This is a genomic window from uncultured Winogradskyella sp. (genome assembly GCF_947501905.1).
GTDB lineage: Bacteria > Bacteroidota > Bacteroidia > Flavobacteriales > Flavobacteriaceae > Winogradskyella.
The window spans coordinates 329,261-351,205 of sequence record NZ_CANMXL010000002.1; the positions used below are offsets into that span (position 1 = coordinate 329,261).

The 21,945-nt window shown below is 32.6% G+C and carries 25 protein-coding genes; 3 read left to right on the plus strand and 22 right to left on the minus strand.

Annotated elements, in window-relative coordinates; translation table 11 throughout:
- Positions 1-31: 31 nt before the first annotated feature.
- Together Q0770_RS05195 and Q0770_RS05200 are read right to left on the minus strand one after the other, a co-directional pair.
- Positions 32-604 (minus strand): hypothetical protein, encoded by a 573-nt coding sequence (locus tag Q0770_RS05195; protein ID WP_299114734.1) that lies wholly within the window; start codon positions 602-604, stop codon positions 32-34.
- Positions 588-1,133 carry an RNA polymerase sigma factor gene (locus tag Q0770_RS05200; RefSeq protein WP_299114736.1) on the minus strand — a complete coding sequence of 182 codons (546 nt, stop codon included), beginning with the start codon at positions 1,131-1,133 and terminating at the stop codon, positions 588-590. Before Q0770_RS05200 ends, Q0770_RS05195 begins: the two co-directional genes overlap by 17 nt.
- Before the next feature lie 187 nt (positions 1,134-1,320).
- Here Q0770_RS05200 and Q0770_RS05205 point away from each other — a divergent pair, with 187 nt between their 5' ends.
- Together Q0770_RS05205 and meaB are read left to right on the plus strand one after the other, a co-directional pair.
- Positions 1,321-1,908 carry a DUF2911 domain-containing protein gene (locus tag Q0770_RS05205; RefSeq protein ID WP_299114738.1) on the plus strand — a complete coding sequence of 196 codons (588 nt, stop codon included), beginning with the start codon at positions 1,321-1,323 and terminating at the stop codon, positions 1,906-1,908.
- Positions 1,909-1,918: 10 nt separating this feature from the next.
- Positions 1,919-2,998, plus strand: coding sequence for a methylmalonyl Co-A mutase-associated GTPase MeaB (gene meaB, locus Q0770_RS05210; protein WP_299114740.1), 1,080 nt, complete (start codon positions 1,919-1,921; stop codon positions 2,996-2,998).
- Between the two features lie 3 nt (positions 2,999-3,001).
- Here the strand turns inward: meaB and Q0770_RS05215 are convergent, their stop codons facing one another.
- Entirely contained in the window at positions 3,002-3,943 is a 942-nt protein-coding gene (locus tag Q0770_RS05215) for an NAD(P)-dependent oxidoreductase (RefSeq protein ID WP_299114742.1), read from the minus strand.
- A gap of 110 nt (positions 3,944-4,053) precedes the next feature.
- Between Q0770_RS05215 and Q0770_RS05220 the strand changes: the two genes are divergently transcribed.
- The gene (locus Q0770_RS05220) at positions 4,054-4,767 is read left to right on the plus strand and encodes a glycosyltransferase (RefSeq protein ID WP_299114744.1); all 714 of its coding nucleotides are present in this window, start codon (positions 4,054-4,056) and stop codon (positions 4,765-4,767) included.
- On the opposite strand, the gene Q0770_RS05225 is transcribed toward Q0770_RS05220, so the two are convergent.
- From Q0770_RS05225 to Q0770_RS05315, 19 genes are all read right to left on the minus strand, one after another.
- Positions 4,764-5,336 carry a phosphatase PAP2 family protein gene (locus Q0770_RS05225; RefSeq protein ID WP_299114746.1) on the minus strand — a complete coding sequence of 191 codons (573 nt, stop codon included), beginning with the start codon at positions 5,334-5,336 and terminating at the stop codon, positions 4,764-4,766. The two genes, Q0770_RS05220 and Q0770_RS05225, sit on opposite strands and share 4 nt — an antisense overlap.
- Entirely contained in the window at positions 5,336-5,563 is a 228-nt protein-coding gene (locus Q0770_RS05230; protein ID WP_295834167.1) for a hypothetical protein, read from the minus strand. Before Q0770_RS05230 ends, Q0770_RS05225 begins: the two co-directional genes overlap by 1 nt.
- Entirely contained in the window at positions 5,564-6,946 is a 1,383-nt protein-coding gene (locus Q0770_RS05235) for an MATE family efflux transporter (protein WP_299114748.1), read from the minus strand.
- Between the two features lie 257 nt (positions 6,947-7,203).
- A complete protein-coding gene (locus tag Q0770_RS05240) occupies positions 7,204-7,800 on the minus strand; it encodes an NUDIX hydrolase (protein ID WP_299114749.1) in 597 nt (198 codons plus the stop codon).
- A 1-nt stretch (position 7,801) separates the two neighbouring features.
- Positions 7,802-8,644 (minus strand): hypothetical protein, encoded by an 843-nt coding sequence (locus Q0770_RS05245; RefSeq protein WP_299114750.1) that lies wholly within the window; start codon positions 8,642-8,644, stop codon positions 7,802-7,804.
- Positions 8,641-9,201: an adenylyltransferase/cytidyltransferase family protein gene (locus Q0770_RS05250; protein WP_299114751.1), complete on the minus strand. Its 561-nt coding sequence runs from the start codon at positions 9,199-9,201 to the stop codon at positions 8,641-8,643. The genes Q0770_RS05245 and Q0770_RS05250 overlap by 4 nt, the downstream gene beginning before the upstream one ends.
- Positions 9,198-10,220, minus strand: coding sequence for a selenide, water dikinase SelD (selD, locus tag Q0770_RS05255; protein ID WP_299114753.1), 1,023 nt, complete (start codon positions 10,218-10,220; stop codon positions 9,198-9,200). The genes Q0770_RS05250 and selD overlap by 4 nt, the downstream gene beginning before the upstream one ends.
- Before the next feature lie 277 nt (positions 10,221-10,497).
- Positions 10,498-11,253: a hypothetical protein gene (locus Q0770_RS05260; protein WP_299114755.1), complete on the minus strand. Its 756-nt coding sequence runs from the start codon at positions 11,251-11,253 to the stop codon at positions 10,498-10,500.
- 93 nt (positions 11,254-11,346) lie between these two features.
- The gene (locus Q0770_RS05265) at positions 11,347-12,438 is read right to left on the minus strand and encodes an AraC family transcriptional regulator (protein ID WP_299114757.1); all 1,092 of its coding nucleotides are present in this window, start codon (positions 12,436-12,438) and stop codon (positions 11,347-11,349) included.
- A 54-nt stretch (positions 12,439-12,492) separates the two neighbouring features.
- Positions 12,493-13,410, minus strand: coding sequence for an AraC family transcriptional regulator (locus Q0770_RS05270; protein WP_299114759.1), 918 nt, complete (start codon positions 13,408-13,410; stop codon positions 12,493-12,495).
- 24 nt (positions 13,411-13,434) lie between these two features.
- A complete protein-coding gene (locus tag Q0770_RS05275) occupies positions 13,435-14,190 on the minus strand; it encodes an SDR family NAD(P)-dependent oxidoreductase (protein WP_299114761.1) in 756 nt (251 codons plus the stop codon).
- A 239-nt stretch (positions 14,191-14,429) separates the two neighbouring features.
- Complete coding sequence (locus Q0770_RS05280; protein WP_299114763.1) at positions 14,430-15,473, minus strand: reverse transcriptase family protein; 1,044 nt, start codon at positions 15,471-15,473, stop codon at positions 14,430-14,432.
- A gap of 185 nt (positions 15,474-15,658) precedes the next feature.
- Positions 15,659-15,988, minus strand: coding sequence for a hypothetical protein (locus Q0770_RS05285; protein WP_299114765.1), 330 nt, complete (start codon positions 15,986-15,988; stop codon positions 15,659-15,661).
- Positions 15,975-16,823, minus strand: a complete 849-nt coding sequence (locus Q0770_RS05290) for a hypothetical protein (RefSeq protein ID WP_299114767.1) — start codon at positions 16,821-16,823, stop codon at positions 15,975-15,977. The genes Q0770_RS05285 and Q0770_RS05290 overlap by 14 nt, the downstream gene beginning before the upstream one ends.
- A 245-nt stretch (positions 16,824-17,068) precedes the next feature.
- On the minus strand, positions 17,069-18,511 hold the full coding sequence (locus tag Q0770_RS05295; RefSeq protein ID WP_299114769.1) for a serine hydrolase: 1,443 nt from the start codon (positions 18,509-18,511) through the stop codon (positions 17,069-17,071).
- A gap of 144 nt (positions 18,512-18,655) precedes the next feature.
- A complete protein-coding gene (locus tag Q0770_RS05300; RefSeq protein WP_299114771.1) occupies positions 18,656-19,612 on the minus strand; it encodes a hypothetical protein in 957 nt (318 codons plus the stop codon).
- Between the two features lie 37 nt (positions 19,613-19,649).
- Positions 19,650-20,276, minus strand: coding sequence for a HEAT repeat domain-containing protein (locus Q0770_RS05305; protein ID WP_299114773.1), 627 nt, complete (start codon positions 20,274-20,276; stop codon positions 19,650-19,652).
- Complete coding sequence (locus tag Q0770_RS05310; protein WP_299114775.1) at positions 20,273-20,809, minus strand: RNA polymerase sigma factor; 537 nt, start codon at positions 20,807-20,809, stop codon at positions 20,273-20,275. The genes Q0770_RS05305 and Q0770_RS05310 overlap by 4 nt, the downstream gene beginning before the upstream one ends.
- Before the next feature lie 142 nt (positions 20,810-20,951).
- The gene (locus Q0770_RS05315; protein WP_299114777.1) at positions 20,952-21,893 is read right to left on the minus strand and encodes a nitronate monooxygenase family protein; all 942 of its coding nucleotides are present in this window, start codon (positions 21,891-21,893) and stop codon (positions 20,952-20,954) included.
- Positions 21,894-21,945: the final 52 nt, after the last annotated feature.

Here is a 21,945-nt window from a genome sequence, read left to right on the forward strand (position 1 = left end):
AAACTGTTCGTTTTTTGATTTATAATTATGATTAGATACTTACTTCTTCAAAAGTGTCGTTATTAAACTCTTGCAATTTTTCTTTTAATCGCATCACTAGATTAAGCCTGAATTTGAGATTATCTATTAATGCGTCTAAAGTCTGTTCGTTAGGTCCATTTTCATTAAGTTCTAGAGTTAACTTATCGTATTCTGTATTTAGTTCTTTAAGTCGCTCTATATAACCATCAACTAAGTCTTTGTTATCTGGTGTTAAATTCACTTTAGACAATTCTAAATTGATGCTTGCTAAATAGTAATCTTCTACCTTTTTTAACTCAGGAGAGAATGCGCCCATAGTCTTAATTTCATCGTCTTTAACAATCACTGTTGGTTCAACAACTGGCTCATCAGGTCCATTTAAAAACTGAAATGCGCCGTAGCTTAACCCTAATAAGACGATGATACTGGCTGCAATATTTAAAAATCCAAAATGACTAGACTTTTTCTCTTGCGGTAGTGCTTTATCTAGCTTTTCTAAAAAACGTGCCTCATGACCTTGAGACATTTTTACGCTCTCATCTTTAGGCTGATTTTTAAATAGGTCTTTAAGATTCTGTCCCATTTTTCTTTTTATTTAATAATTCTTTTAATTTTCCTTTTCCTCTTGATAGTTGTGTTCTTGATGCTACTTCAGAGATATTTAATATTTCAGAAATTTCTTGATGATCATAGCCTTCAATTAAATACAACATCACTACATATTTGTATTTTTCCGATAATTTCTGGATGGCAGTCTTAACCTCATCAATAGTAATTCCGTTATCTACAGACCAGTCATTGTCTTCATCTACAATTTTAAGTTGTACATCTTCTATATCTACAAGTCTTTGTTTTTTTGACTTTAATAAGTCTATACTTTTATTAATTACTATGCGTTTTAACCAAGCCCCAAACGTCACTTCAGCTTTATACTGTTCTAATTTTGTAAATGCTTTTATAAATGATTCTTGTACAACATCCTCTGCTTCCATAGTGTTTTTAACAAAACGCTGTGCTACAATGAGCATACCATCACAGTATTGGTTGTATAGTTTTAACTGCGCCTTTCGGTCATTTTGTCTACACTTTTCAATGATGTCTACTTGAAACATTCTTGGTTAGCTTTTGGTTGTTTTTTGATTGGTTTGTCTTAAAGACGATGCAAAAAATGGAGTGTTGCAAAAAATTGAAAAAAACTTCAAGATATTTTATTTACGTTAAAATTAAATCGCCTTAGTCTATAAATTTAGGGATTTCGATTATCTTTATTTTTTAAAAATTGTTATTGCTTTAGAATTTATGTTGAAACGCATCCTCATTTTCCTATCCATTGCTGCTATTGCTTTATTATTGTATTCTGTTTTTGTAGAAAATATTTTTTCGCAAAGATTAAGCCCTAAAGATTCTGCAACTATTACTCTAAATGATTTAAAATGTAAGGTCCAATATAATAGACCTTCAAAACGCGAGCGTGAAATTTTTGGTGCCTTAGTACCATATAATAAGGTATGGAGAACTGGTGCAAACGAAGCAACTACGTTTTCGACAAATAGAGATTTAATCATTCAAGGCATGCTTTTACCAAAAGGTGATTATACGTTGTGGACTGTACCTATGGAAAACTCGTGGAAAGTCATGTTTAACTCAGGGCAATACCAATGGGGTGTTAACGAAAAAATGGAACCTATGTGGGATCCAAATTATGACGTGATAGAAATAGAAGTCCCTACCGAAAAACTAGATGCAACTGTAGAGAAGTTCACCATAGCTTTTGATAACACTACTGGAAACTTAAAACTAACCCTAGCTTGGGATAGTACTAAAATCGAAGTTCCAATAAGAGAATCTAATACTGAGGATTCTAGCAATATAAAACAGAAACAATAATCCATTTGCTGTGGCTAAATCTGACAAACAAAAAACATCAGCCTTAAAAGAAAAGGATGGTATTAAAGCACCTGATGCTTTGAGTTCTGTTTCTGCAAAAGCCATAAAGTCAAGACGCCAAAAACAACCTTCTGTAAATGATTTGGTAAAAGGCATTACTAATGGAGACATTACAGCATTAAGCCGTGCCATTACACTAATAGAAAGTACAAACCCAAAACATACAGAAAAAGCCAATAAAATTATAACCGCTTGTTTGCCTTATGCCAACAATTCTATTAGAGTTGGTATTACTGGGGTTCCTGGTGTAGGAAAAAGCACCTTTATCGAAGCCTTAGGTAAGCATCTAACCAATACCAATAAAAAAGTTGCTGTATTAGCTGTGGATCCTAGTAGCTCTTTGAGTAAAGGCAGTATTTTGGGTGATAAAACTCGCATGGAAGATTTGGTGAAAATCAAAAATGCGTTTATTAGACCGTCACCTTCTGGTGATTCTCTTGGTGGTGTAGCGCGTAAAACTCGGGAAACTATTATTTTATGTGAAGCTGCTGGTTTTGACACTATTTTAATTGAAACCGTTGGTGTTGGACAAAGCGAAACTGCTGTACATAGTATGGTCGATTTCTTTTTATTATTGAAATTGGCAGGTGCCGGAGACGAACTTCAAGGAATAAAGCGTGGCATTATAGAAATGGCTGATGCCATTGTGATTAACAAAGCTGATGGTGAGAATGTAAAAGCTGCAAAGTCTGCTAAGTTAGAATTTAATAGAGCATTACATCTATATCCTGAAAAAGCATCTGGTTGGACACCAAAAACAGCGTTGTGTAGTGCGTTGCATAATGAAGGTATTTCTGAAATTTGGGACATGATTACCCATTATATTTCCGAAACAAAATCCAGCAATTATTTTGAAACGCATCGTACTGAGCAGAACAAATTTTGGTTATTACAAACTATTGAAGAGCGTCTAAAATCTAATTTCTACAATAAATCAGAAATAAAATCTGAATTACAACAACAAATAGAGCTTATTGAATCTGGAAAAACGACACCTTTTGCTGCCGCTGAGTATTTGTTAGGACTTTGAAAATTAAAGACAATTTTCTTTAAACCATTTTACCTGAGCTTCAACACTTTGCACTAATGTTGTTTGTGGATTATAACCAAGTAGTTTTCTAGCTTTGTCAATATTGGCTTTAGTTCGTAATTGATCACCAGCTCGTTTTGGTTTAAGCTCTAATTTTATAGACTTACCAATCACCCTTTCTACGGTTTCAATGCCTTGCTTTGTGGTATACTCTGCTTCTGTTCCTAGATTTATAATTTCGCCATTGACCTTATCTTCATTACCAATAACACTTACAATGCCATCAATGATATCGCCTACATAAGTAAAACTTCTTAAATGTTTTTCGCTGCCTTCAAATAGTGGAAATGGGTCGCCTTTTAAACCCAAATCAATCAATTTGGTATACATTTTTTCTGGACGTTCACGTGGTCCAATCACTGAGTACAAACGCAAAGAACAAGCTTTAAAAATATTGTTATGACTATTTTCTAATACCATTTGTTCCGCTCTATATTTAGTCACCCCATAATCCGAAGCTGGCTTTGGAACAGAATCTTCTGTAAAAGTTGCTTCTAAACCATAAATTGAAGATGTACCTATGTTTACAAACATCTTTAAATCCTTACAAGTTTTAGCAAATGCAATTAAGTTTTCTGTTCCTGTAACATTATTTGAATAGTAGTCTTCGTAGGTTGCTGTTTTAGATAAACCTGGTTGCGCCGCAAAATGAAAGATATAATTGAAATCAGCATTTAATACTTCTAAAGCTTCAATGTCTCTCAAATCTAAAGTTATCATCTTTCCGCCTATAGCTTTAACTGCATCAGCATTTTTCGCCTTTAAATCAGTACTGTAGTAGCTTGAAAAATTATCTACACCAACAAGTTCATGACCCATTTGCAATAAACGTTCTGCACAATGCGACCCTATAAACCCAGCTGCTCCTGTTATTAATATTTTCATTTATCAAACAAAAAGTGATACACAAATAAACATCTTTTTTACTAGTAAACCTATGGCAAATCAAGTTAAGTAAAAACAATACTTTTGTAGATGTTGACTAATAACAACTTATGCACTATTCCTTTACCATCATTATCCCTGTATACAATGAAGCCGAAAATCTTCTTCGGGTTGAAGAGGCTTTACTAGACTACCTTAAAGTCGCCTCTGTTAAAACGTCTATACTCTTTGTAAATGATGGCTCAACAGATAAGAGTTTTCAACTTATTGAAGACATCTGTTTAAGAAACGAAGTTTTCAATTTTATCTCACTGAAAAAAAACAGTGGTTTAAGTGCAGCTCTAAAAGCTGGTTTTGATGTAGTAGAAAGTGACTTAATCGGTTATATCGATTCGGATTTACAAACATCACCTAAGGATTTCAATTTACTTTTAGAGCATATTGACGATTATCAATTGGTTACAGGTGTTAGAGCAAATAGAAAAGATAGTGTTACAAAAAACATGTCTTCTAAAATTGCCAATTCTATACGGCGAGCTTTTACTAAAGATGGCATGGACGATACAGGTTGTCCATTAAAAATAATACATACAGATTACGCCAAACGTATTCCTATGTTTAAAGGCTTGCATCGATTTTTACCAGCTATGATATTGCTTCAGGAAGGGAAGGTAAAACAAGTTCCTGTGCAACATTTCCCGCGTATCGCAGGAAAAGCAAAGTATGGCTTAAGAAATAGACTATTTGGGCCTCTTTCTGATTGCTTTGCCTATTTATGGATGAAACGAAAGTATATTAATTACCAAATAGACAATAGGTCTTAAGCTTTGATAAATCGCTTCACCAAAACTCCAGAAAGCTTATAAAAGCCATAACCAGAAATGGCACCGAAAGTCATTCCGCATATAATATCAATCGGGAAGTGTACACCTACATATATTCTACTATAGGCAACCATAGCACTCCAAAACAATAATATAAATATTAGGTTCTTAAAATACGGTCGCAGAATAAGTCCTCCAAAAACTGCTGCCGCCATTGAGTTAGAGGCGTGACCAGAAAAGAAACTACGATTAGAACTACAACGTTCTGCAATGAATCTTATAGAATCCATAATATCATCACAAGCACATGGTCTAAATCGCAGCACTGAGCGCTTTACAACGTTTGTCATTTGGTCAGTAAACGTTATCATGGCTGCTATAACTATCGCAAATAATACTAATTTTTGCCAACCATATTTTTTATAAATCAAAGCCAGTAAAATCGCATAAAACGGAATGAAGGTTAGCTTATTAGTGACCAATAACCAAAAACCATCCCAAGTTTCGCTCCCTAAACTATTGAGAAAAACAAAGAGTTCTGTATCGTATTCTAGTAGCTGCTCTAACATTAGTCTTCGTATCGTGCGACTTCTCTATCATAAAATTCTGTGGCTAAACGAATATAGTTTTCCGTTTCAGTAGCCAATTCTTTTTCATCGTGCTGGTCAAATTCTTCAAACCACTCCACCTCATCATTCTCTAGATTAATGATAAATCTTGGAAACTCGGTATGAACGATAAATATCGCATCTGGATAATCCGTGTTATCTCCTAATATAAACTTTGGAAGTTCCATTTAGTTAGTTTCGTTTTTTAGTATTAAACGCTTCGTCAAATATACAAACCTTATGTATAATAAAATTGCCGCAGAACTTAAACCTGCCAATAATCCTAACCAAATACCAAGACTACCATAAGCATCCGATTTGCCCAGATAATAACTCACAGGAAAACCTATGAGCCAATACGCAATAAATGTAATTAATGTAGGTATGTATACATCTTGCAATCCTCTAAGGGCACCCAAGACAATAACCTGCAAACTATCAGTAATTTGAAACACTGCTGCCGCCAATAATAATGTCGCTGCTATTTTCACAACCTCAGCAGTATCTAATGCATTTGCTGGGTCATCTAAATTCACATATAGATTGGGTAAAGCTTGATGAAATATGACAAAGACCAAAGCGAAGACAACTGCAAATAAAAACCCTAAAAAGAATATAGATTCTGCAATACGTTTTAAGGCTTTAAAATCTTTTAATCCTTTTTGATTACCCACACGTATCATAGCCGCCACACTAAGTCCCATTGCCACCATAAATGTCATTGAGGATAGATTTAAGGCTATTTGATTCGCCGCTTGAGCATTTGCACCTAGAGTTCCGCTTAACCAAATAGCTGCCGTAAAAATCCCAACTTCAAAAAACATTTGCATGGCACTAGGTAGTCCCAAATTGGTGAGTTTTTTTAAAGCTTGTTTTGTTAGAGTAAAAAACTTTATACCAGTAACATATAATTTTGATTTTTCTTTTTTTGATAATAAAAACCATAAGTAGAACAGCATCACAAATCTTGAAACTAAAGTCCCCACTGCAGCACCTACAATACCCATTTCTGGGAAACCAAACTTTCCGAAAATTAAGACATAATTGATGGCAACATTAAGCACATTAGCTAAAATTGTAGCATACATCGGGTATTTCGTCAAGGACAAACCATCGCTAAACTGTTTAAAAGCTTGGAAAATAATTAACGGCACTAAAGAAAAGGCCACTAAATCTAAATATGGTAAGGCCAAAACCACCACTTCTTCGGGTTGGTCCATGATATACATCAAAGGCTTGGCTAACAGTAATAGACCAAAAAGTATCAGCGATAAAACAGTACACAGAAATAGACCGTGCTTAAATGCTGATTTCCCTTTGGTAAAATTACCTTCTGCGTCAGCTTCTGCAACCAACGGCGTTATGGCTGTAGAAAACCCAATACCTATAGACATAGCAATAAAAATAAAGCTATTACCTAAAGACACTGCCGCTAGTTCTGCAGCACCCAATTGCCCTACCATGACATTGTCCACAAAGCTAACAAAGGTATGCCCAAGCATACCTAAAATGACTGGTGTTGCTAATTTTAGATTATATGAAAACTCTTTGGTGTAATTACTAAAAACCATCACGCAAAAGTAGCGGTTTTGGTTTTAACTTTTTAGGGGAAATGTTATTGAATTTTTGGAAATGCGCTTATCGGTTTAGTATAAGAAAAATAGGGCAGTTGTAAGTGATACTTTTCGGATTAAGCTAAAGCCGAATTTTTAAATTTTGCTGATTATCTTTTCTCATTTTAATTATACCAAATTAAAAATTTAGCTACTTGGTAAACACTCACAAACCTTTCGATTAAGTACTTTTTGCCCTACTTTTTTATACATTGTTAGCGAGCGTTTTCTTTGTTCAAAATATATTTTAAAAGGATACCTACAGTTCTATCTTCTTTAATACGTCCATCAAGGCACATTGCTTTAGCTTCTTTCAATGAAAACCATTCTGGATATATGATTTCAGCAAATTCAGTTTCATTCCCTTTGGAAGCCATTTCAAATTCGTCAACTATATAATAGTATAAATCCCATTCCATTGTTGCACCAGATTTAGATATATAGATTAGTTCTTGATTTTTGGCTATTATTCCCGCTTCTTCAAGCCCTTCATTCTTAACAGCTTCGATAGATTTTTCTTTAACAGCATTTTTATCATCAACAAATTTTAAATACTCAGTAAGTGATTCATATATTTTTCCTCCTGCAACTCGATAGTCCCAATCTTCTAATTCAGACCTAAATTCTTTTGTAAGCAAAATTTTATCCTCTTTTATAATAATTAATCTTACGCCAGGTGGTCGTCTTGCTATTTCAATAGTGAAATTATCAATTTTTCCATTTTTTGAAAGTTCAAATTCTCTATCAATTATCTCTAACAATTTCCCTTTAAATTTTCGTTCGTCTTTTACTTTCTTTATGTATTCTTCCATTCTATTTGTTGAAATGTTTTTTGTACAAATTATTAATCAATGTTTTGCATTCTGAATGCCCACAACTTTCACTGTGCATTAATTCGTCTTGTTCTATGAGATTACTCACTAGCTCTAAAGATGAATTGTCATATAGATTGTCGAAGGTAAAATTTAAATCGTCACAAAGAGAGCTATTTCCTCCTTTTACTTTGAGCATTTTTGATTTTGAACCTTGAATTTTTTTGTTATAGTGATTGAACAGTAAAACTTTGTCATTATCGTGTTTATGAAAAATATAATATCTCCATTCTTTTTCTTTTTTTGAAGTATAGAATTTTACAAAAATCTTTTCATCTTGTGAGGTGTCTCTAGAATGTTCTTTGAAAATTTTTAATAATTTAAATAAGTCTTCAACGTATTCTTCTTTTGGAATACCGTTAGCATTAGCACGTTCAGAAATATGTATAGAACGAAGACAAGGAAAATGTAGAAGTACTTTTATTGTTTTTTCTTCATTAAATTTTTCAACAAATAAGCATTGATGAAACACTTTACCTTTTTTAAATAAATTTATTCCTCTTGTTACCTTAATTTTTATTTCAGAAGAATTTTTATATTGGTTTAAAATTACTTTATCAAGATATTTATCTCCCCATAAACCTCTAATTTTTGAAAGAAAAACCATATGTAAATATGACTTTATAATTGGATATACATATTGGATAAATAGCAAAACCAAAAATACAATCCCACAAAAAATAAGAAATGATAATGCTAAATTTATCTCTGGTGCTTGATTAGCTAAATAACTACCCAAAAATCCAATTATAAGAGAGATAATATATTTGAAGTAATCTTTCATAAGAATTGGTTAGTGATTTTTATAAGCCTATTTTTCAATTGATAAGACTCAATATATGGTTGAGTAGATTTATAGACTAAACTTTTCCAAGGTTTGTTTACTAAAATTTTTTCTCTAACTAAAGTTGAGGAAATATTTTTTTCTTTATTATTAGTCAATTTTCTAGCTTTAAAACCGTTATTTTTTAAATATTTGATTTTATTTTCTCCCCATTCATCAAATACGGTTAAATAATGTGTTGCATCTTTCGGCACATAGAATTTTAATAATTGAGGAAAGTTTATCGGAAATGGAACTATTAAAAAATCTTCTTTATTCATTCCACTTTCGTAAAGTGCAGCTGTAATAATATTTAAACGCTCGTAGTAAGTTAATGGGTTATTTTGGGGTCTTGTTCTAGATAAGTTTGACTCATCAGGCAACGAATGTGTTGGGTCAGGGTTAGTAATTCCAATAATTAAAAAGTCACATTTTTCAAGAGCTAAAAGGATGTAATTGTCCATATGACCCTTATGTAATGGTTGAAATCTTCCGTGAACTACTCCAATTTTTTTCATAAGATATTAATATTAATTTCACTTTGTGTTTTGTGTGTTTCTCCAATATGAAAAAATTCTGTTTCACTTATTTCGACAAAGGTTTTAAATTCTTTTATTTTTTTATTCTCAACTAGTAAAAGAAGACCTCCATTAGTTTGCGGGTCAAACAATATATTCTTTTTCTTTGTTTCTAAATCTCCAACTATAAATTTAGATTTTTGATAATTAGTTTCGGTAACACTTGTTGAAATACCCTTTATTAAATAGTCTTCTATATTTTTAATTATTGGAATATTTCTGTAATTTATTACTGCATTAATATTACTCCTTTTACAAATATTTATTAAATGACCGATAAGACCAAATCCACTAATGTCGGTCATTGCTTTTACACATCCTAACTTACCTAGTTTATAGCCAACTTCATTTGATTGTAAAATAATATTTTTAAATTCTAAAAAAGAATCATTATCTAAAATCCCTCTTTTAATCGCAGAAGATAATATCCCAATACCTATTGGTTTAGTTATATAAATCTGACAATTTGATTCTATAGAGTGCAATCTTTTTGCATTTTGTTTTAAGACAGAACCAGTTATTGATAGTCCGAATATTGGTTGAGGATTAATGATAGAATGACCTCCAGAAATTGAAAAATTTAATTCATAGGCAATATCGCTCGCACCTTCCAAAACTCCTTTAGCTTCTTCAATTGGTAATTCTTTAGGCCAGCCCAAAATACTTAATGCCTGCAATGGTTTCCCTCCCATTGCGTAAATATCACTTACAGCATTTAAAGCAGATATTTGCCCATAAAGATATGGTTCATCAACTAATGGCGAAAAGAAGTCTAATGTGCTGAGTAAATAATTTTGTTTATCAAATTCACTTACAGCACAGTCGTCCATTGATAAATAATTAGAATCTATATTAGAATCAATGCTATTATTTTTAAAAGTCAAAAGTTTAGATAACGAGTCTTTATCAATTTTACATCCGCATCCACCTTTATCTGTATAGTTGGTTAATTTTATCATAGTTTCTTAAAATGCTCACTAACGTTAAGATATGGTTCGTTATTAATGAACTATATCTTATGATACTGAAAACACCTTCAGCACATGTAAGCAAGTTAGACTATAAAATAGTGCAAATCAATACGTAGAAATACGTAATTTTTAGGGATAAAATGGCATTTTTGGCAAAATGAACGTCAATTTTTTGTTTTCAGTCTTAAAAACTTAACAAGAAAAAACGGTCAGAAATAAATTTCCTGACCGCTTAAAACAAACTCAAATGACAACTACTTATAAGCTACTGTAATATATTTATCAACTCATCATAATAACGTCCTGCTATAAATGCTGCACCTGCTTCATTATAATGCACATCATCTTCAAGATAGGCATCTATAAACCCTGTTGCCATATCTACCGTTAAAACACTCGAAGTCGAAGTGCTTTGCTGCTGAGCCACAACTGGAATATCCATTAATGCTTGATTGTAATAATCCATAAACTCAGGCGTTTGCTCACTTGTCATTGGCGGTGCTGGCAACTCTAAATAAATAGTAACATTTGGGTTTCGTTCTTGGAGTAAATCAATGATTGCATTCACATTAATTAATGTTTGCGCATATTGGTCGATGCCATCGTTGCCTCCTGGTGAGCTAAACAATACAATATCTGGTACAGAAGACAAATCATTCAACCAGATTCCGAGTTCTGCCAATATCTCCGTAGAATTAATACCACCACGGCCTTCGTGATTTCTGTCAAAACTCATACCATTAAAATCTGGGTAAGACGCATTGTCGGTTTCTGTACCAATAAAATCGAAATCGTATCCACCATCAATCAATAATTTCCAGAGTTCGTACCTGTAACTTTCGTATTCTGGTCTGGCACCAGCCACACGAGATGCACCTAGTGGCATAATAATATTGGCTGAGTTACTTGGGCCGGTTGGTGTGGGATTTGGATTTGAATCGTCATCGCTACTGCAAGCAAGGCTGATACTTAATAGCAAAATAATTGTAAATAGATAAGAGGTCTTTTTTAATAATTTCATAGGATTTTAAAATTTAATGATTAACATGATTAGGTAAGAGTACGCAAACATGTAGGCATTATTATCTACTAATACAGTATGTGTGTACGGGATTTAAGCATTTGGAAGAATTCCGGACAACCTATATTCTTTTTTAAACTTTCCGGGTGCAATCCCCACTTCTTTTTTAAAACTTTCGTAAAAGGTACTTCTGGATTTAAATCCGACTTCTTTACCAATAGCTTCTAAAGAAAATATATTGAATCGCTCATCGAGTAGCATTTCTTTTGCCAAATCTATTCTATAGCTATTGACAAAATCATTAAAGTTAATTTGAGCATCCTCTTTCAAAATCCGTGTTACAGAACTCGCACTAAGCCCTAATTTTGAAGCTAATAATTCTCTATCTAAATCTGGGTTCTTAAACAATTGTTCTTTAGTCATCAATAATTGAATGTTTTCAAAATGACTGAGCTTATTTGTTGTCGAATACGATGTGTTGGTGCTCTTAGGCTTTTGAGAGATGTGTTTTATTTGTTTTAGTTCTTGTTGTACTTCTAGTTGTTGTACCCCATTATAAGTAACAAGAATAAAGAATATGGAAGCGGCTATTCCGAGGTAACTCCACAACTGTATATCCAACAACAGCTCTACAAATTCTGTTATTAAAAATGCACCTAATACTACAATTAAACCGCCAAGCACCACATACATCCATTTTTTAAATTCTGAAGTACTGCTACTGTTTTTCACTTTTAAAAGCAACATAGTAATCATTATAAAATTGAATCCTAATATGATATAAATCTCAAAAGGTTCAAACAGTTCTAGAGCATTGATAAGACTATCCATTTCAAAATCTTCGGTGATAGAAGCTAAAGTATATACAATACTAAACACTAAAAACGGACTTAGTAATAATACATAAGTACTAGATTTTATGTGCTCTTTTATAATCTTGAAGACATAGAGATAGAGAAATACTGAAAACAGGTGCTCTATCCTTAAATAGTCTGAAAGTTGGAATAGTAGATTATCAAAATAAAAAAAGTTAACCTTTGCTATAAGTACTGAAATTGATAGTAATGATAATGCCAAGTAGGTATTATAGGAGCTTCGGTATTTTCTTGACGTTAATAACAGAATAGACAAAAATGTGATTAAAGTAATGCCTATTAAAACAAAAACTTGCTCCGTTTCTATCATAGTTTAGTCTTGGTTGTTCATGTGTAAAACGGATAAAACTGTAAGTATTGTATTTTAATTATAGGTTTTTCTGAATTCTAAAGGTGACATCTCTGTTTTATTTTTGAAGAGTTTTGAAAACGATGCCGCTTGTTCAAACCCTAGGCTATAAGCAATCTCACTCACCGAAAGTGCCGTACTCGATAATTTTAATTTGGCCTTTTCTATTAGCTTATTGTGAATATGTTGCTGCGTACTTTGACCTGTAATAGATTTTAATAAATTACTCAGGTAGTTAGGTGATAAATTAATATGTTCTGCTACAAAGCTTACCGTTGGCAAACCTTTATCGATGACATCATCATTATTAAAATAGTCCGTAAGCAGTTTATTTAATTGCTCCGAAATCTGATGATTCGATTTTTGTCTTGTAATGAATTGCCGTTCGTAAAACCGATTGGCATAATTAAGCAATAGTTCTAACTGAGAGACAATAATTTGCTGACTAAACTTATCGATATTGGCCTGATACTCGCGTTGAATATTTTTAAGCAAGTCTTCCATCATGATTTCCTCTTTTTCAGATAGAAACAACGATTCATTGACACTGTAATTGAAAAAATCGTATTTGCTTATGGATTCAGCAAGTGATGTGTTCCACAAAAAATCTGGATGAATTAACAATAACCAACCTGTTGGTTCTTTTGCTCTAATATTTGGATTATCTCCTACACTTATGATTTGATCAGGTGCAATAAAAGCCATTACACCTTCATCAAAATCATACTGTTGTTGTCCGTAAAAAAGCTTATAGGGAATATTACGTTTTAACCCAATGACATAATAATCTTGTTTCCATTTTAGTGTTTCGATATTGTCAGGATATCTAACTTGACTATAATCTATCAGGCTAATCAATGGATGCTCTGGCGGCGAAATACTAACCAGCTTATGGTAGTCGGCTACTTTTTTAAAGTGCTTTAAATCTTTCATATGTTTAAATTTATGGAAAAGATTTTACACCAACATCCCACCAGACACTTCAATACGCTGTCCGTTAATCCAACCTGCTCTATCCGAACATAAAAAGGCTACCGTACCACCAACATCTTCTGGCTCTCCTACTCTACCTAAAGCCGTGATGCTTGAGATGATGGCTGCTTTTTCTGCATCTTTATTGCTGCCTCCAGCAAAGTCTGTGGCTATGGCTCCTGGCGCAATAACATTAGCTGTAATCTTGCGCTCACCTAACTCTTTTGCCAAGTAACGTGTAAAAACTTCGATAGCGCCTTTCATGATGGCATAAGACGACATGCCTGGCAAACTAAATCGTGCCAATCCACTAGAAATATTAATAATACGTCCGCCAGTATTGATGTATGGTAAAGCCGCTTGGCTTAAAAAATATATGCTTTTAAGGTGTACGTTCATCATTTCATCGAACTGCTCTGTTGTGGTATCGGCGACCATATTAAAAGTACCTGTACCCGCATTGTTCACTAAAAAATCAAAGTTTGGACTCCCAGTTTCTTCTTTGAGGTAATTGGTCGCTTGTACTATAAATGCTTGACCACTTTTGTAATCGTTAGCATTAAACGGAAAGGCTACCGCTTTTTGCCCTAAAGCTTCAATTTCTGAGATCACCTCATTGGCTTTTGTGGTGTTGGTGTTGTACGAAAATATAATGTTTACACCATCTTTTGCGAGATTAAGCGCCATATCACGACCTAATCCTCGACTTCCTCCTGTAATAATTGCAGTTTTTTGACTCATTTTTTTGTTTGTTTTTGTTTACAATACAAAGTTGAGTCTTATGTAGTAGACCTATTTGTCTAAATCTATGAAGGTCTTGTCCGAATCTATGGTTTGAGGGTTTTTAGATGGATTTGGTGTTACGCTTATTAGTTCAGTATAAAAATAGTAGTTGATTTTTACGTACTAATTTTTCAGTTAAACACAGACCTTTTATATATTTACTTACTTTCGTTTTAGCGATTAAGCCGCTATTATTTTTATACATTGTTACCTGCTGGCTTTTCTAATGTATATAAATGTTTTTTATATTCAATAAATTCCTTGTCTTTTGGATTTATTGTCAATAAATAGTTGATTTTTCCAATCAGATGCTTTAGATAATTAGGCCGAGTTTCATTAATCCTTTCTAAATGACTTTCAAAACTAAATTTTTGAATATAGAACATTTCATTTCTTATTTCGTTCCTTTTAGTTTTTGGTATTTGTGCTTTTTTATTCACCACAATTCCAGAGATAATTTGTGGTTGATTTTGCTTCATTAAATTGATTTTATCATTATTCAATTTCAATCCTACCTTTTTTAATTCTGCTCTGACTAATTTAATTAAAGCAGTTTTTTTTATTTCTCCTGAAAAGGCTAAATCATCCGCATATCTAGTATATTTCAAATCGTTTTCAGCACAATATTTTGAAATTTCATTATCAAAACTTATTAATATTATATTAGATATATAAGGGCTAGTAGGGGCTCCTTGAGGCAATTCTCCTTCTAAGAAGCATAACTTTGTTAAAAGATTTGATATTAGTTTTGAATAACCAATTTCCAAAAAAATATTCTCAACGAGATTAAATGAGATTGTATTAAAAAACTTTTTTATATCAAGTGTTAAAACTATTTTTTCATTTGTATGATACCTGACGTGATCTTTTATGCTTCTATTTGGAACGTAACCTTTGGCATATCTACTAACTTTATGTTTATATAAGATATTGATTAATATCCAATTCTGTATTTCTTTTAAACTGGGAAGTGGTTCTAAAAGAGTTCTAATTCCACCGCTTTTTTTGGTGATGGTAAACTCTCGATAAAAATGTTTAGAATATAAGACAGCTCTTTTTAAATAAGTTTTGTTGTAGCCTACAAGAGAACTTAAATGAGACGTATTGTAAATTATTGGAAAACCTTTAGATAAAATTGGTTCAGCATATTTTAAACATTTTTGAATGTTGTCTTCTGAATAGCCACTATTAATTGCCTTTTCAGTAAATCTTTTGCTGTACGTCTTAAAATTATTCTTCATTTGATAAATCCTTATGAGCGGGGGACTACTCAGAGCCCCCGTTCGGAATAAAGCAGATTTTGAAATTTAAATATTTGAGGGTTTTCGCAGAAAATCCCGAGAATTTTAAATTTTAAAAGCTGCTTAAGCTTGAAATTATGTTCACAATAAGGGTAAGTGACATCACCACCCAATTTCATATGGATTCAAAAATGAATTTCATTTTGATTAGGCAAAAATATAAAATCTTTTTCCAGTTTAGGAATTTTACTTTTGTTTTCTGCCATTATCCATTGTTTTTTATCTCTTACTTTGTAATCAGTTTCTAACGATTTTAGTTTTTCTTTCCCTTTGTCTGAGAGAGTTATTTTATCACCTTTATAGTTAACTAATTTTTGAGTAATAGCAGATTTTGTAAGCTCTGCTATTTTCTTATAATCAATTCCTTCACGCTTTAATTTACGTATGTCTCCATTCGTTTTTATAACGTTTAATAGTATGTAGAGGTGTTTATTATCCATTTTAATATCTTGCAAACGGTGCTTTTAGTAATTCCCCTTTTTTTTGAAAATCTTTCCAAAAAATTGGGAATGTATTGTTAGGTGTTTTAACCATAGTAACTAAGGCTTCAGATTTTTCAAATCCAAATCTGTAGTTTTTAACTTTAGGTATTAAACTTTCAATTTCGGCCATTATTTTTTCTTTACTCTCTAAGTCCTTCCCTTCGTAAAAATTAGTAATACCTTTTTTTGTTGTTTCTCCAATTATGTTTTTAACTCCATTTTGATCTAAAACATTCTTTGTTTCTTCTTGAATCATTACTGTTAGAATTACAAAGTTGTTTTTAATAATATCATTCTCCTTTATTTTATCTAAAGTCGAGGTCAAAGTTCCTCCTGAACCAATATAGTCATCGACTAAAAGAAGTGTTTCATTTTCTTTAAGTTGTAACTTCTTTGAAGATATATCTTCAAAAGAGTTTAATTTAACAAACTCAACCTCGTTAAATTCTGACAAGGATGGTTTTATAGCATCAAGCATATACATTACTGCGTGACCACTTTTTGTGTTTAGTTCGTCTTCAGGTTTAATTATTGGAAATAAATAAACCTTTTCAATATTTGACATATATGTTTTAAAAAAAGCTTTCAAAAGTTGTCTTAGTTGGCTATGGTACTCATTTAAACTAAACCATCTATACCTCTCTGTTAGCTCAATTATAAGTTCGATTTGTTCACTTTTTAAATTGTCAATTAGCTCCCCAAAACGAGAAAGGCTTTCTTCATATCCATCAATTTCAACCCACTTTTTGTTCGTGAATATCTCAAACAGTTTTAAAATGGTATTTAATTCAACTTTTGTTTTACTCATTTTTTTTCAGCTTGCAGGTAACGTGTAAGATATAATTCGTCTTGATGAAGTATATCGTTAGATAAGCGAAGTTAGTTTTTAAAATGCTAATAATCAATACGTAGAAATACGTATTTTTTAAGGGTAAAACAGGGTTTTTGGCAAAATGGACGTCAAATAAAAAAAGTTTCAGCCATTGCCTTGAGCGTTTTGGCAATCACTGAAACTTGGTTTTTCATTGCAATAAGAGCAATTAGATTAGCAATCTATTTCTTAAGTTTTTTACCCTCATAACTTAACACTTTAATGCTTACAACATCAGTTTCTTGAATATCAAAATTAAAGTACAAACCTGTTTCACGACTAAAGAATTTACCATCAGACTCTGGCCATAAGAAGACAGGATTAGAAACTAGACCACCACTTAACTCCAAACCATCATCTTTTATCTTGATTTCACTTTGTCCTTCTTTGCCAAAATCATATTTCCCGATGAATCGTTCTAGTTCTTGTCTTGATTGTTTTTTAAACACTCTTTTTCTGGGAGTATGACCTGGTAAGCTATACTCTTCAGCAATACTCATTACAATTTCTCTAATTATAGTATTCCCGTTTTGAGAATTTACCATAATCACAGCAGCATTAGCGGTATCTTTCCATATAGTGAGGTCTGCACGAAAACCTTCAGCAGCACCACCATGGCCAAAAATGTGGTCAAGCACATATGGTCCAAGTCCTTGATCATCGTCATTAGGCGTCAGCATTTCGTTTACAGTTTTAGCCTTTAATAAGCCATCGTTTTGAGTTAGTAATATGTGTTGAATTTCTTTTGCCCATAATATCAATTCAGATGGTGTTGTCCAAAGTCCTGCTGCTGCCATTTCTGGAAAAACCCACCATTTACCATCTACCTGAGTACCATCAAAATTATATCCTGTTGCCGCTTTACTATGAAAGGCTTCTGGAAGTGGATTTACATAGGTACTGTATTTCATCCCCAAGGTTTTCAATACATTTTGTCGCATGGTTTCAGAAAATTTTATTTGGTCAATATCGCTAACCATCTGTTGCATAATAGTATATCCACCTCCAGAATAGCTCCAGGCTTCTCCAGGTTTCCTAAAGACACGGATTGAGTCTGTATTGCCTTTTCCATCTAAGATTTCAAGTGTGCTAGGAATAGCATCACCTCTTTTATATCCCAAAAAACCACCGATATTAATCCCTGCTGTATGATTCAGTAATCTTCGAGTTGTCACTTTTTCGTTTACTGTAAACTCATTGTCAGGTAATTTCCAGCTAGACAAGTACTTGTTTATATTTTGATCTAAGTCTATTAATCCGTTTTCTGCAAGTTGAAGTGCTCTAGTAGCGGCAATTGGTTTACTAATGGATCCCGCTTGGAATAAGGTTTCGGTTGTCACTTTTCTATTTTCTGTGCTATCTGCGATTCCGTAACCTTTTGCCCATTCAATAGCGCCATTGTGAAGAACTGCTATACTCAAACCTGGAATTTTCAATTCTTGCATCCTTTCTTCAATATTGTAGATACTTCGTATGATACTATCCTTATAATGTATTTGCAAATTAGATTGAAGACCGTTTTCTATTCTCGAAATTCGTTCTTCTAAAGCTTTATTTTTACTCTTTTTTTGACCCTCGCAACTAACAAAGAAGCATAGGGTTATGATAAAACATAACAAACGCATAATTAAATTTTTTAAGTTGGTTTTTGATAAATTATAGGCTACTTCATGACATATTAAAGCCACCTATCTTTTAGTCTGTAAGAACTATATAGGACATAAATGAAATTAAAAGTCTAACTCAGTAAGCTAGACTTTTTTTAGAACTTACTCTTGTTTTCTTAGGTAGATACTTCCTGAACTTGCATCTAATTTTATTTTGGTTTTACCAGAATTTAATTGCAATTCCATACCTTTTGTATCATTAACTATTGTCTCATTTAAGACTTTAAAATCAATATCGCTTAAAATACGATTACCAATGGCATCTACATTGATGCTTGCATTTTGAGGTAATGTCATATCTATATAGCCATCATTACTAATCAATGAATATAAATTGGTTGGCAATACCTTATCAAAAACAACTTTAATGTTTCCTCCTATAGTATTGGCTATTACTGGACCACTAACATCTGTAAATGTTATAGAATTATAGGATGTAGAGACTTCTACTTCACCTTTAAAATTAGATAATTGCCATGGTGAAGATCCAGAAGTGACAAAAAATGTATTAGAATTTTTCTTAGTACAATTCTCAATGTTCCACAATAGTTTAATGGAGTTAGGTATTAATATTTCGTATTTATTATTGAAATAAAGTGAACTTGACGTCACAGTAAGTTTACCTTGACTTGAATTAACATTTTTATGACTAAAATCTCTAAGGATTAATTCTCCTGGCTTTTCGGTAATATCCAAATACAAATTATCTGCAGGATTGGTAGATTTATTTCCCAATGGTTTTAAACCTTTTTCTAATTCTGTATCTTGAAATTGTGATGACAATAAATAGTAACTCTTTGCTAAAGTACCGTCTGATGATTCTTCTAGTGAGTCTATAAACTTGTCATCTTTATCTCCAAAGTCATAAAAATAGGAGAAACGTGACTCATTAAGACTCTTTATGATAACTTCATCACCATCATAACCTTTTATGGTCATGTGTGAGTTTGAACATATTTTAAGTGTACCTTTATTAAATTTAATTCGTTTTTCTTTTTCTTGTGAATTACCAATACCTACAATTAAAAGTAGTGCTATTAGTGTTATTATATTTTTCATTTCTATTCGTTTTTCTTGTGTTGAATTTATTTCAGTATTATTGATTTAACATGGCTAATAATGCAGAAGCGTTACCTTTTACCAACGGTAAAGACTCATTATCTTCTATGATTTCTTGTAAATTAGGTGTTGCACGCTTTTCTCTTAAGACGGCAACAGATTTTATGAGTTTTAGTTGTACTAAAGGTTCTTTTTCATTTCCTAAAGCTTCAATGAGGTTACTCCTAACATTTTGATTATTTGGAAATTTTAAAAGTGCATCAATGACAGCTATTTTAGAATTTGCATCAGAATTTTCTTTTAAAATTTTAAAGAAAGCATTTAGTATTTTTTCATCTTCTTCCTTGTCTTGATACTCATCTTCTATGTCATAAATAGCTACTAGACGCTCACTATTAGTTTCACTTTTATCCAAAGCTAGCATCAGATTATCTCTAATCTCTAATTGTGCTTTTTGGTTTTGATTATATAAATAACCAACTGTTGCAAATACCATAATACTCGCCGCTATAGAAACATATTTGATAACTCTTAAGCGCTTAAGAGGATTAGAATGATGTAACTCTTTTTTTAACCGTGCTTCAAAATCTAAAGTGATATCATCAGGCATGACTTGGTCGTCAAATGCTGTTTTATGTTCCTTAATAAATTTCTCTAAACTCATACTATTAGTTTACTTTGCAATTGCTGTTTTAAAAGACGTTTCCCTCTTACATATTGATTCCGCACTGTACTTTCCTTTAAGCCTAATTGCTCAGCTATTTCTCTATGCGAATAGTCTTCAATTAAATACAATACTATAATTATTCGGTACTTGTCCTTTAATGTATTAATTGCTTTTTTTACTTCTTCGACTTTAAAAGTGATGTCTTCATAAGTATCAATATCTTCTTCAGTCTCTGGAAGCTCATACGATTCTTGTAACCAACCTAACTTCTTTTTTTGTCTTAAAAAATCTAAAGAACAGTTAATTACAATACGTTTTAACCATGGCCCAAGGTTAAGATCACTTTCTAACTTAGAAATATTTTGAAACGCTTTAATAAAGGCATCATGCACAGTATCCTGCGCGTCTTGCGTGTTTTTAATAATCCTATAGCTCACATTATAAAGCATATCCTTGTACATCAGATAGACTTGCATTTGTGCTTTTAGATTATTGTTCTGGCATGCTTTTATTAATTCCGGATGTTCCAAAAATTAGTTTTCGATGTGATTAGTTTATATAATAACTCCACTTTTTAGAAAATGTCTCAAAAAAGTTTTAATAATTATTAAAGCTATCGAATATTTGGAATATGTAGGGAAATGTTTTTGTACGGAGTAGCTCTTTCTCTTTTTAAAGTGAAGTAAGGTCTTGCTTTGCTTTATTGAATTCTGAAATCATATCTTCAACAATTTCTGCTACAGGTTTTATATCATGAATTAATCCTGCAATTTGTCCAATCTCTAATTCACCATCTTCTAAATCGCCTTCAAACATACCACGTTTGGCACGTGCTCGACCTAACAATTCTTTTAGTTCGTCGACCGTTGGTCCTGATTTGTAGAGTTCTTGGACCTCATTATAAAACTTGTTTTTAATCAAACGTACAGGTGCTAACTCTTTTAAAGTCAGTTGCGTATCGCCTTCTTTGGCATCAACGACCACTTGCTTAAAAGCTTGATGTGCTGAAGATTCTTCACTAGCTACAAAGCGACTACCCACTTGTACACCGTCAGCTCCTAAAACCATTGCAGCTAACATGGCTTTTCCTGTGGCAATTCCACCAGCAGCAATTAGTGGAATACTTAACTGCTCTTTTACCATTGGAATTAACGTCAAGGTCGTAGTCTCGTCACGTCCATTATGTCCACCAGCTTCAAAACCTTCGGCAACAATGGCATCAACGCCTGCTGCTTCGGCTTTTAGTGCAAATTTGACACTACTCACCACATGTACCACGGTAATACCGCGCTCTTGTAACCAATTGGTCCATGTTTTAGGATTTCCGGCAGAAGTAAATACAATCTTAACACCTTCTTCAACTATGATGTCCATAATCTCTTCGATGTTTGGATATAACATCGGTACATTAACACCAAATGGCTTGTCTGTTGCAACCTTACATTTTTGGATATGCTCTCGCAATACATCAGGATACATAGATCCGGCGCCGATTAAACCCAAAATTCCTGAATTACTTGCTGCAGAAGCTAAACGCCAACCGCTATTCCAAATCATTCCGGCTTGGATAATTGGATGTTTTATATTGAAAAGTGATGTAATCTTATTCGCCATTAATTCTGTACATTTAATAGCGTAAAGTTAATGAAAAAAGAAGTCTAAATAT